This is a genomic window from Pantoea sp. EKM101V (assembly GCF_011800325.1).
Taxonomy (GTDB): Bacteria; Pseudomonadota; Gammaproteobacteria; order Enterobacterales; family Enterobacteriaceae; genus Pantoea; species Pantoea anthophila.
The window spans coordinates 148848-159837 of record NZ_JAALFP010000011.1; the positions used below are offsets into that span (position 1 = coordinate 148848).

General features: G+C 56.1%; 11 protein-coding genes. 7 read left to right on the forward strand and 4 right to left on the reverse strand.

Annotation, left to right across the window (positions count from 1 at the left end):
• Positions 1-165 precede the first annotated feature (165 nt).
• Positions 166-834 (forward strand): DUF2268 domain-containing putative Zn-dependent protease, encoded by a 669-nt coding sequence (locus tag HFD92_RS17160; RefSeq protein WP_255461729.1) that lies wholly within the window; start codon positions 166-168, stop codon positions 832-834.
• 49 nt (positions 835-883) lie between these two features.
• On the opposite strand, the gene HFD92_RS17165 is transcribed toward HFD92_RS17160, so the two are convergent.
• The 3 genes from HFD92_RS17165 to HFD92_RS17175 form a co-directional block, all read right to left on the reverse strand.
• Positions 884-1900, reverse strand: coding sequence for an NAD(P)-dependent alcohol dehydrogenase (locus HFD92_RS17165; RefSeq protein WP_009093125.1), 1017 nt, complete (start codon positions 1898-1900; stop codon positions 884-886).
• Positions 1901-2004: 104 nt separating this feature from the next.
• Entirely contained in the window at positions 2005-3978 is a 1974-nt protein-coding gene (locus HFD92_RS17170; protein ID WP_167429367.1) for a methyl-accepting chemotaxis protein, read from the reverse strand.
• A gap of 349 nt (positions 3979-4327) precedes the next feature.
• Positions 4328-4624, reverse strand: a complete 297-nt coding sequence (locus HFD92_RS17175) for a hypothetical protein (protein ID WP_167429368.1) — start codon at positions 4622-4624, stop codon at positions 4328-4330.
• Between the two features lie 198 nt (positions 4625-4822).
• Here HFD92_RS17175 and HFD92_RS17180 point away from each other — a divergent pair, with 198 nt between their 5' ends.
• The 3 genes from HFD92_RS17180 (at position 4823) to yajD (ending at position 5906) form a co-directional block, all read left to right on the forward strand.
• Complete coding sequence (locus HFD92_RS17180; protein WP_009093122.1) at positions 4823-4999, forward strand: general stress protein; 177 nt, start codon at positions 4823-4825, stop codon at positions 4997-4999.
• Between the two features lie 215 nt (positions 5000-5214).
• On the forward strand, positions 5215-5382 hold the full coding sequence (locus HFD92_RS17185) for a hypothetical protein (protein ID WP_167429369.1): 168 nt from the start codon (positions 5215-5217) through the stop codon (positions 5380-5382).
• Positions 5383-5558: 176 nt separating this feature from the next.
• Entirely contained in the window at positions 5559-5906 is a 348-nt protein-coding gene (gene yajD / locus HFD92_RS17190) for an HNH nuclease YajD (RefSeq protein WP_009093119.1), read from the forward strand.
• Positions 5907-5962: 56 nt separating this feature from the next.
• On the opposite strand, the gene HFD92_RS17195 is transcribed toward yajD, so the two are convergent.
• Positions 5963-6685 carry a 2-phosphosulfolactate phosphatase gene (locus HFD92_RS17195; protein ID WP_167429370.1) on the reverse strand — a complete coding sequence of 241 codons (723 nt, stop codon included), beginning with the start codon at positions 6683-6685 and terminating at the stop codon, positions 5963-5965.
• Positions 6686-6874: 189 nt separating this feature from the next.
• Between HFD92_RS17195 and HFD92_RS17200 the strand changes: the two genes are divergently transcribed.
• From HFD92_RS17200 to HFD92_RS17210, 3 genes are all read left to right on the forward strand, one after another.
• The gene (locus HFD92_RS17200; protein ID WP_167429371.1) at positions 6875-7213 is read left to right on the forward strand and encodes a cupin domain-containing protein; all 339 of its coding nucleotides are present in this window, start codon (positions 6875-6877) and stop codon (positions 7211-7213) included.
• Between the two features lie 496 nt (positions 7214-7709).
• Positions 7710-10037, forward strand: a complete 2328-nt coding sequence (locus HFD92_RS17205) for an FdhF/YdeP family oxidoreductase (RefSeq protein ID WP_167429372.1) — start codon at positions 7710-7712, stop codon at positions 10035-10037.
• Between the two features lie 236 nt (positions 10038-10273).
• A partial coding sequence (locus HFD92_RS17210; RefSeq protein ID WP_185185210.1) for a metallophosphoesterase occupies positions 10274-10990 on the forward strand: 717 nt, incomplete at its 3' end.

Here is a 10990-nt window from a genome sequence, read left to right on the forward strand (position 1 = left end):
CATTGTGCTGGCGAGAATATCGTGACAGCAGTCGATACCTGATGCGATCCCCGTCAACGTGTTCAGCCCCTCCTGTCAGTGATAGAGGGCATCACTTTCAGATTCGACAGGATTGGGCCAGACTGCCTGATAGAGAAATGACTATCCCCCTGAAAGGAGATCCCTGTGAACCATCTTTGGAAACTGCACTGGCTGGAGGCATCAGGTGAGGTCAGGCAGTACGAATCGGTTATCGTCAGGGCCGCTGAAACCGCCTTCCACCATATCTCGTGCGTAACAGACGTTCCACGTCTGGATATATTAATTCAGTGTGTACCGGAGGCTGTGATACCTGAAACAGGTTTTGCAGGCAGGGCTTACCGTTCGACACTGTTCGGCATGGCCATTGATCCGGCAAATCCGAACCTGTCCCGGGAGCTGGAAAATGGCAGGCTGATGCGGCAGATCGTGCACGAGGTCCATCACTGTCTGCGCATGCGCGGGCCCGGGTATGGCTGGACGCTGGGCGAGGCATTAGTCAGCGAAGGCCTGGCCGGTCAGTTTGTCTGCTGGCTGCTGGAAACAGCCGCAGAACCCTGGGAGTGTGCCATTGAGCTCAGTGAATTGCAGGCTAACCCGGTCCCACTGACGATGCTGCAAAGCGCCCGGTACGACCATTCAGCCTGGTTCTTCGGCACCGGTGCGTATCGCCGATGGTATGGGTATACACTGGGCTATCAGATGGTTGCCGCCTGGCATCGTCGTCATCGGACATGTCCGACAGAAAAATGGTTCGGCGTAACAGCAGATGACGTCATCGCCGCAGCTCTGGAAGAGGGATTAGTCACACAGTGAAGATAAAAAAATGCCGCAGCAGGCTGCGGCATGATTATTCAGGCTTCCATCAGAAATCGGCTTTCAGTACTACACGGTAATTGGCTTTACCGGCACGAACGTGGTCCAGCGCCTTATTGATGTCAGACATCGGGAAATACTCAACCTGAGGGGCAATGTCAGCCCGGGAAGCGAGGCGCAGCAGGGAGCGCAGCTGCCCCGGAGAGCCGGTGGACGACCCCGTCACCGCCTTGTCGCCCATGATCAGTTCGAAAGCACTCACTTCAATCGGCTTCATCACAGCACCCACGGTGTGGAATTTGCCCTGAGGAGCCAGCGCAGCGAAATAGGGCTTCCAGTCGAGGTCGACAGCGACGGTGCTCAGGATCAGGTCAAAACGCCCCGCCTGTTTCTTCAGGGCTTCAGCGTCGCGGCTGTTAACCACTTCGTCCGCACCCATATCCAGGATTGACTGCTTCTTATCCGGCGTTGAACTGAAGGCCACAACTTCGGCGCCCATCGCGTGCAGGATCTTAATCGCAATGTGGCCCAGACCGCCGATACCAATCACGCCGACGCGGCTGGTGGCAGTAATGTTGCTCATCAGCAGCGGTTTAAAGACGGTGATCCCGCCACATAGCAGGGGACCCGCGGTCGCTGCATCCAGCTTCTCCGGCAGCGGGATCACCCACTGCCAGTCAGCGCGCAGCTTCTCAGCAAAACCACCTTTGTTCATGATGGTCGGGATACTGCCCTGCTGGCAGTTAACCTGTTCGCCGTTGATACAGGCATCACAGTGCTGACAGCTTTTTGCCGTCCAGCCAATGCCCACTCGCTGACCGACAGAGAGTCCTTTGTTTTTAGCCGCATCACCCAGGGCAGAGACCCGGCCGATGACTTCGTGTCCGGCGATCACCGGAAACTGAGAGATGCCCCATTCGTTGTCGATCATCGACAGGTCTGAGTGGCAGACGCCACAATACTCGACCTCGACTTCAACTTCTTCGGCTGCCAGCTCGGCGGCATCGTACTCATAGAGTTCCAGGGCCTGGCCAGCCTGCATGGCTGCATAACTTTTGATTTTCATTTATACCTCTGCGTGGTTAATCACCGACAAGTGTAACAACTGCGGGCGCGGCTTGCCTGGCCGATGCGCTTATATCGCAATTTCTTACATTTTATCGAGATAAATCAGCCTTTAACCTGTGCGCCGGAGAGCGTCTGCAACACCTTGAGCTGGGCTACTGCCTCCTGCATCGCGTCCATGCCCTGCGTGAGTTCACGCAGGCTGCCGAGGTGCTTCGCAATATCGGCGCGCTCATGTCGCGTCTGCTGATTCATAGCAGCCAGCGTGTCGGCTGCGCTGATGCTGCGCTCTGCCATCTGCGCGGCGGTCTGCGCTGAATCACTGGCCACCAGCCGGATACGTGAGATGGTGCTTACGGCCTCACTGATGTTACTGGCGGTCGCTTCAGCCTGCTCTTTCGACGAGTGCGCCAGCCGACGAACCTCGCCCGCCACCACGGCAAAGCCGCGTCCCGCCTCGCCTGCGCGCGCCGCTTCGACTGCCGCATTCAGGGCCAGAATATTGGTCTGGAAAGCAATGTTGCTGATGCCGTGCGTAATGTCGTTGATGCCGTTAGAGATTTTCTCCAGATCGTCCAGCCCCTCATCCAGCCGGCCCTGTGCCTGCTGACTTTCCGTCGCGATGTTACTGATGTTACGGATGCTGCTCTCCGCCAGGCTCAGGGTTTCGCCCTGGCTCTGGGTCGCCAATTCCAGAACCGGCAGCGCTTCCATCAGCGGAGTCAGTGCCTGCTGATAGGTGATCACCCGATCGAGCACCCGCGTCTGGATGCTGTTCAGCGCTTCCCAGCGACGCAGACCGCGTTGCGCGTAATGCGCGGCATAACCGGCATACTCCACCGGGAACTGGCTCATGGCTTTCACATCGCGATTGAAGAACACCAGCGCCGAAAGCGTCTGGTTGATCGGCACGCCCAGAATTTCGCCGAAGCTGGAAAAACCGGCGGCGGCAATCCCTTTGAAGAAATGGGCATTGTGCAGCTTGTCGGCATTGCCGACGCGGCGCAGGATACAGTCATTCATCAGAATCGCCGCAGGTTTACCATGCTGAGCGGTGAACGCCTGCCACTCCTGCTGCGTCGTCTGCTGGAAATCTTTTTCCTGCATCAGGAACAGCCGGTCGCCAAACTCCAGGTCGCAGAAAAACTGCACGCCGCTGGATTCGATTTTGGCAATGGAGCGGATAAAAAACTCATCCCCGACTTTGACGCCAAAGGTCAGCCCTTTCATCCGCTCGGCCAGTTGCGCTTCACTGCAGTTAAGGTGCTCACACAGCGCCGGAACAAAGGGCTGCTGCTGACCGTGACGGTTAAATACCGAGGTGACGGTACGCGCGACCGGGTCAGCTTCAGCAATCAGCCAGCTCTGATCGCGTGGCGTAAAGTTCTGGCTTTTAAACGGCGCAAAGGATTTGCCTGGCGCCATCTGGCAGAAAACGATCACCGCTTTGCCCTGCAGCACCTTGCCACCGACACCGATCCAGGTGCCATCAAAGGAGATCCGGCCGCCCGCTGAACCGCCAATGGCCAGGCAGGGAAAGCGGCCGCTGTTGTACCAGGCCTGCATCAGAAAACCTTCTGATGCGGAAAGCCCGTCACAGTAAATCATGGCGAAAGTACGGTCGGCAGAGAGCGGCATCCGCACTGGCAATCGCGCCAGCTCCTGCTGGATGGCGCTGATGCGCTGGCTGGCGGTCTGCGTATCGGCGACATGAAGATCGACAATGTGCGTCTCATGACGGGCGATCAGCGTGTCCGGCAGCCAGAGATAGCTCCCTTCCGGACCATTCCCCTCACAGTAAGTGCTCTGTGGACGGCTGCTGCTCAGCGCGCCATTCGAGGAGAGTGTCAGCACCGTCAGATCGGCAGACGTAAAGCGTTGCCATGCCTGACTGACCCGCCGGAAGTCCGCCTCAGGCGGAACAAAGGTCATCAGGATCCCGCCCGCGCGTGCGCTCAGGCCGATGGAAGAGAGTGAAGCAGGCATTGCACGGCAATCGTAAGTGCCATTTGCAGGCTGGCTGCTACGCCGGAGACGCGCAGCAGGCAGGCGACTTTTGATCGTCTTGATGATCGACATATTATTATTTTCGCTTTTATAAGATTAACTTACGCATAAATTTTGCGTTTACTGGTGTGTAAAAGGAGGGCTAAATGCAGGTCCGTTCGCGTTCAGAACTCGGCGCTGAGTACCGGTTTCGTCAATGATCGGCGGGCTCAACGCCTATGGGTTATCGCCCGTAGTGGGAAAACCTTTAACGATTGCTGCAGGTGGTTTAATCAATGAATTTGTTACATTTTATTAGCATAATGTAACCCCGGACAGCGGCAGACCAGGAAGATATAAAGCTGCGTGGGCTTCTCTTCCGCCGCATCCGGATAAACGATGTGGCCGCACGGTTTCAGGAACTGAGCGGCACACGTTCCCGCTACCTTTTGTTCTGCTCCTGCCAGTGTTCTTCGCACCGCGCCCGCGCTTCAGCGGGCAGATCGCGCAAATCTGGCAATGTATCGCCGGATCCGTAGCCCATTGATCCTGTTGCCTCCTGCTGTTCATCCTGCGCAGCAAAAGTAAGTTTCTCTTCCAGGGCCTGCCAGCTCTCGCCCTGCTGCCGGTAGATCACCGCATAAGTGGGCGTCTGGTTATCATCACCATAAATTTCATATTTCTGTTTCTGTCCACCGGAACCCAGCTCCAGCGTGTCGATTAAGGTGTCATTACGCATTGCGTTCTCCTTTTTCGTCAGGCTTTTAAGCGTAGTTCAACTGCCATGACCCTGCCGGGGCTAAAAATTCATTCATTAACCCTCCCCTTATCAGGGAATTCATCGTCTGCCTTTGCTTAAACGAAGCGGACGACTATCCTTCCTGCTGTGACTAGCTAGTCCTTTTTATCTCACGGAACACTGATAGGAGGTCTTTCTATGACACAACAGAAATACAGAGGTGGTGCCGGTAATTTTGCCAACGATCCAGAACGCGCGAGTGAAGCTGGCAGTGCAGGAGGCAAGGTCAGTGGGGGCAATTTCAAGAATGATCATGAAAAAGCCAGGGAAGCGGGTCGGAAAGGAGGCAAGATTAGTCGCCGTCCTTCTAAGTAGTTCTGAATAAAGCGCTTTAGGAGTTTGTACGCCATGGAGTGGCATCTCTGCCGACGATGTCCAGAGCTCTCACTCCGACGTTTCGCTCTGTTTCCTTCTGAACGTCACTGATACAGGCTGGCAGAGGGAGGGGTGAGCACTCCTGTGATGAAGCACCGCGCAAAATAGTCAGTCCTGACTATCCTGAAATAAAGGATATTAATCAGGAGAGAACGATGAAATTCTTCTATTTCGTTTCGCTTATTGCCTCTGCACTCTATTTACTGGCCTTTCTGCCTAAACTCCGCACTCGCCGCGAACCCATTGCCTACTGGGGATGCTGGACTTATCTTGGTGCTAACGCCATTTTCTGGGCCATTTATGGTGTTCTGCATTACATTTAGTGCAACGCCGTAAGCAAAGCGGGAAACAGCCATTTATTCCGGCTATCCAATTGAAACAAATGGCTTTATTTACCCGCTTCTTCACAACAGGAGAGGATGATCTCTTTTTCTGTCCGATTGTGGGATATATTGGCAGCACTCTCGTGAACCTCTCTGCATAACAGGTACTTTCGGCAATGGCTTTAATCCCTAAAAACTATGCGCGGCTTGAAAGCGGCTACCGTGAAAAAGCACTCAAACTCTATCCCTGGGTGTGTGGTCGCTGCTCGCGCGAGTTTGTTTATTCAAACCTGCGTGAACTGACGGTTCACCATATTGACCATGACCACACAAACAACCCGGAAGATGGCAGTAACTGGGAACTGTTGTGTCTCTATTGTCATGACCATGAGCACTCGAAGTATACCGAGGCGGACCAGTACGGTACCCGCGTCGTGGCAGGCGAGGATGCACAGAAGGATGTCGGTGAAGCCACCTACAACCCTTTTGCTGACCTGAAATCGATGATGAATAAGAAGAAGTAACCTCTGCCCTTCCCGCCTGTCGGGCCGCTGAACGCGCACTGACAGGCTCAGATCCTTCACTGCCGGGCGGTATAAAAATCACCCTGCAACTGACACGCCTGTTGTCCGCTGTCCACATCCAGACAGAGATCGATATCCTCACCAAACCCGCGCTGCTGAAGTTCCCGTGCTGAAGAGCACTCGCGAAGGGATAGCGGATTCATCTGCTGCCAGGCGGCGACCGCCCCCTGCGCTTCCGGGGAACAGCGGTCACGTTCGATAGCGGCAATAATGCCGCCTGCGGCCAGATAGTCTTCGATCGCAGGGCGAAGCGTGCCGTCAGGCCAACGCTCGCCGCAGGGGATAACCAGGACGCGCCGGAAGTCACGACAGGCTCTGGCAGTGAGTGAGAGATTCCGGAAACAGCCGCTGAATACCGTCACGCCACTCTCCCGCGCCAGGAACGAAACTGCTGAACCATTGGGAGAGGGAAGCACCAGTTTTTCTCCCGCGGCCAGTTTTCGCATCGACGCCGGAGAGAGACTGAAACCGCCTGAACCACTCAGCCTGTCAGGGCTGGCTGCCCTTGCGCCGATGCTGTCTGCATACGTCAACGCAGAGGCATCTTTCCAGGGGTAGGGATAAACCTGTGCGCCCTGGTCGACCGCCAGACTGACACAGGTGGAAAATGACATGACGTCAACGATCACAATACAGTCCACATCCTGAGCAACGTAACCGACGGCCGCGGGCCCCCACTCAAGACAGATGTCAGACTGCGCCTGATTACACCACTGCATCTCTTATCCTCCGTGTCATGCTGCCACTCATCGCCAGCGATCATGCGCCAGATTGCCAACGGGCGCTCGTCAGTGAGAATATCAGGCTGCGCAGGAAGAAAACGATGGCTGAAATAAAAGTTTGAAAATCAATTTCCTGGCCAGCTATAGTCAGCCAGAGAAGATGAGCGACGCCGCCGGAGCAGAACGATGATTTCAAAAGAGAATGCGGAACATTATCAGTGGGGTGACGGATGCGACGGCTGGTACCTGGTCAACCGCCAGGACATGTTAATCATTCACGAAAAAATGCCGCCTGGCACACGTGAGAAACGGCACTATCATGCGGCGTCCAGACAGTTTTTCTTTGTCCTTAGCGGGCTGCTGACGATGGAGCTTGACGGCACCGTGCAGGATATCAGCGCGCAACAGGGTATCGAAATCCCCCCGCAATCGGCACATCAGGCGCAGAATAACGGTGATGGCGCGGTCGAATTTCTGGTTATTTCGCATCCCACGACGCGCGGGGATCGTGAAGATATAGCCTGAGCAACCGCCTCTGTCATTACGGCAGGCGCGAAACACAAGAATACGCTGCCGTCATATTTACGCTGAACAGGCACGCTGCAACCTCTGCTGATATTTCCCTTCTGCGGCTGTGAATATTATTGCCGCTTTAACACAGGTCAGAAAATTCATCGACACAACTTTCCCCATCAGAAACTAATTAATTTCCGGGTAATTTCCACGCCATTCACTTCTATTAAAATACGCAAAAACAGTCATTTAAAAAATTAAGAGCGATACCAATGCTTACCAACCTTAAATTACTCACGATATTCCTGTTAAATCAGGACAGTCCGCCTCGCTTATTTCCCGACAAAAACAGCGCGGCGCTCTGCTTATTTTCGCGCTGAAAAGGATGGTGCGCCGGGCACAGAAACATTTTGAGAAAGAATTTCGCGACATATTAGCCAGAATCCACGCGGTTAACGATTTTCTGTACCAGACTTAGCCGATAACAATAGAGACAATGTGGAGCATTATGAAAGAGCAAAATCGCACAAATGGCATTGCCCCTTATGGTGGCGCGGCCGGTGGCTGGGGTGCATTAAAGGCGGTTGCCGATGCTATCCGCGGCCAGATGTCGGTAAAACAGGATGTTATCGCCCTGTTTAAAGTTAACCAGCCGCAGGGCTTTGACTGCCCGGGATGTGCCTGGCCGGATCCGCAACATGCCTCGTCCTTTGAGTTCTGCGAAAACGGGGCAAAAGCGGTGTCATGGGAAGCGACCAGCAAACGCACCACACCCGCATTCTTTGCCGCCCATACGGTGACAGAGCTATGGGAGCGCAGCGCACTGCACCTGGAGGGCGAAGGCCGCCTGACGCATCCGATGAAGTATGATGCCGCATCTGACACCTATCAGCCCATCGAATGGGAAACCGCGTTTCGTGAGATTGGTGAACACCTGCGCAGTTACGAAGACCCGGACAGCGTGGAGTTTTACACCTCCGGCCGGGCCTCAAATGAAGCCGCGTTTCTGTGGCAGCTCTTCGCCCGCGAATATGGCACCAATAATTTCCCCGACTGCTCAAACATGTGTCATGAACCCACCAGCGTCGGACTGCCGGAGTCCATCGGCGTCGGCAAAGGCACGGTGGAACTGGAGGATTTCGACCACTGCGACCTGGTGTTATGCATTGGTCACAATCCCGGTACGAATCACCCACGCATGCTGGGGACGCTGCGCGAAGTCGCCAAGCGCGGTGGCACGATTGTGGCGATCAACCCCCTGCGGGAACGCGGTCTGGAGCGCTTTACCTCACCGCAAAGCCCGATAGAGATGCTGTCGCTCAGCTCAACTGAACTGGCCTCAACCTATTACAAAGTACGGGTGGGCGGCGATGCAGCGATGCTGAAAGGGGTGATGAAAATCCTGCTGGCCCTGCATGAAGAAGCGCTGAGTGAAGGCAAACCGGGCGTCATTGATGAGGCGTTTATCACCCAGCACACCGAAGGCTTCGACGCGCTGAAAGCCGACCTGGAAAGCACCGACTGGGAGCATATCCTGAAGGTCTCGGGGATGACGCGTGAAGAGATCCAGCACGTTGCCCGGCTCTATGCCAGCGCTGAACGCACGATTATCTGCTACGGCATGGGGATCACTCAGCACCAGTACGGCACCCAGAATGTGCAGCAGATTGCCAACCTGCTGCTGATGCGCGGCAACATCGGTAAACCCGGTGCAGGTATCTGTCCGTTACGCGGTCACTCCAACGTTCAGGGCGACCGGACGGTGGGCATCACGGAGATCCCGCCGCAATCGCTGCTGGACAGTATTGAGAAAGTGTTTGGCTTCCGGCCGCCGCAGAAGCATGGTCACGGTGCCGTTGAGGCAATTAAGGCGATGCGCGATGGCAAAGCCAAAGCGCTGCTCTGTCTGGGTGGTAACCTGGCAGAAGCGATCTCCGATCCACAGGTCACCTTCCCGGCGATGCGCAATCTCGATCTGGTTGTGCATATGGCGACCAAGCTGAACCGCTCACACCTGCTGCTGGGTAAGCATAACTATCTGCTGCCGGTGCTGGGCCGCACGGAGACGGATGTGCAGGCAACGGGCGCGCAGAGTGTGACGGTGGAAGATTCGATGTCCATGGTGCATGCCTCGCGCGGCTCGCTCGATCCGGCATCGCCGCATCTTAAATCGGAACCGGCACTGGTGGCCGCGCTGGCTAAAGCGACGCTGCCAGACAGCGTGGTGGACTGGTCCGCGATGGCAGCCGATTACAGCCGCATCCGTGACGCCATCGAAGCGGTCTTTCCGGCGTTCGAAAACTTCAACGAGCGGATTAAGCACCCGGGTGGATTCCGGCTCTATAACGCCGCATCAGAACGCGTCTGGCATACGCCTTCCGGTAAGGCGCAGTTCAAAGTGATGCAGGGCATCAATGAAGATCCCCGCTCGCTGAAATGCCATGACCTGGTGCTGACCACCCTGCGCAGTCACGACCAGTACAACACGACCCTTTATGGGCTGAACGACCGCTATCGTGGCGTCACGGGCCGTCGTGATGTGCTGTTTATTAATGCCGAAGAGGCGGAAAAACGGCAGTTGCGGGTGGGCGACCGTGTCGATCTGATGGCGCTGGACCCGGAGGGCAATCCTACCTCCCGCCAGATGAAAAACCTGACGATTGTGATTATCGATATGGCACCCGGATCGGTCGGGGCCTACTATCCGGAAGCCAACGTGATGGTGCCGCTCGACAGCCACGACACGCAGAGCGGCATTCCGGCTTACAAAAGCATTCCGATCGCCATGACGCGCGTGACGGAGGAGACGCAGACAACGTCGGGTGTTCTGCGCTGATCCCGCGTGTCGCAAAAGGTGAGACCTGATGTTACCCGCGTGGCCGGCGTGCCGGTCACGCGGGTTTTTTCGTCCCGGCCAGGCGGCCCGCTGCGCCGGATTGAACACGGCCAGAGCACCTGCCGTAAAGCAGACCTGGCAAACTCATCCTATACCTTACCGTGCTAAAACGGTTTCATTCGCTATCCTCTCTTAACTGCCTGCGCTGACCGTCAGCGCCTCACCGGAAGATTGCCATGTTTCACCTGATTTTCAGCTTACCCAGCTGGTATGTCATTGCCCGCGTCATTATTCCTTTGTCCCTGCCCCTGTCCGTAAAAATCCTGCTCTCTGCACTGGCGCTGCTGGCCTCTCAATATCTGCTGGTGAGTCGCTTCACATCCGGCGGGATCTTCTCGGCCGAGATGCCCCGCGCCATTATCATTCTGTTTAACTGGGCTTACGGCACCGTGCTGCTGCTTGCCGTGTTTCAGATCGTGCTGGATGCTGTCATGCTGCTTGCCCTGCTGCTGCGACATCCGCTGCCGCTGCCGCCCGGGGCGCGCTATCTGACCGTCCTGCTGGCGATGGGGCTGGCGGCTTTCGGGGTTCAGCAGGCAATACGGGTGCCTCCCGTCAAAGAGGTGACGCTGTTCCTGCCCAGTCTGCCTGCTGAGTTTGAGGGCTATCAGCTTCTGCAACTGACCGATCTGCATATCACGCGACTGTTTAATGCTGCCTGGACCCGCGCCATGGTGGAGCGGGCGATGTCCCTCCGGCCCGACCTTATTGTCGTGACAGGGGATGTGATCGATGGCAGCCTGGAACACCGGCGGCATGATGTTGCGCCACTGCGCGGTCTTACTGCGCCCGACGGCGTCTGGGCCATCACCGGCAATCACGAATATTTCTTTCATCAGGCGATCTGGACGGCGCATCTGGCTTCGCTGGGGCTGCAGCCGCTGCTTAACAGC

Coding starts and splice junctions, on each gene's coding strand:
- HFD92_RS17170 (WP_167429367.1), bottom strand. CDS start 3,978: ATGTCGATCATCAAGACGATCAAAAGTCGCCTGCCTGCTGCGCGTCTC.
- HFD92_RS17205 (WP_167429372.1), top strand. CDS start 7,710: ATGAAAGAGCAAAATCGCACAAATGGCATTGCCCCTTATGGTGGCGCG.
- HFD92_RS17175 (WP_167429368.1), bottom strand. CDS start 4,624: ATGCGTAATGACACCTTAATCGACACGCTGGAGCTGGGTTCCGGTGGA.
- HFD92_RS17180 (WP_009093122.1), top strand. CDS start 4,823: ATGACACAACAGAAATACAGAGGTGGTGCCGGTAATTTTGCCAACGAT.
- HFD92_RS17195 (WP_167429370.1), bottom strand. CDS start 6,685: ATGCAGTGGTGTAATCAGGCGCAGTCTGACATCTGTCTTGAGTGGGGG.
- HFD92_RS17200 (WP_167429371.1), top strand. CDS start 6,875: ATGATTTCAAAAGAGAATGCGGAACATTATCAGTGGGGTGACGGATGC.
- HFD92_RS17185 (WP_167429369.1), top strand. CDS start 5,215: ATGAAATTCTTCTATTTCGTTTCGCTTATTGCCTCTGCACTCTATTTA.
- HFD92_RS17165 (WP_009093125.1), bottom strand. CDS start 1,900: ATGAAAATCAAAAGTTATGCAGCCATGCAGGCTGGCCAGGCCCTGGAA.
- yajD (WP_009093119.1), top strand. CDS start 5,559: ATGGCTTTAATCCCTAAAAACTATGCGCGGCTTGAAAGCGGCTACCGT.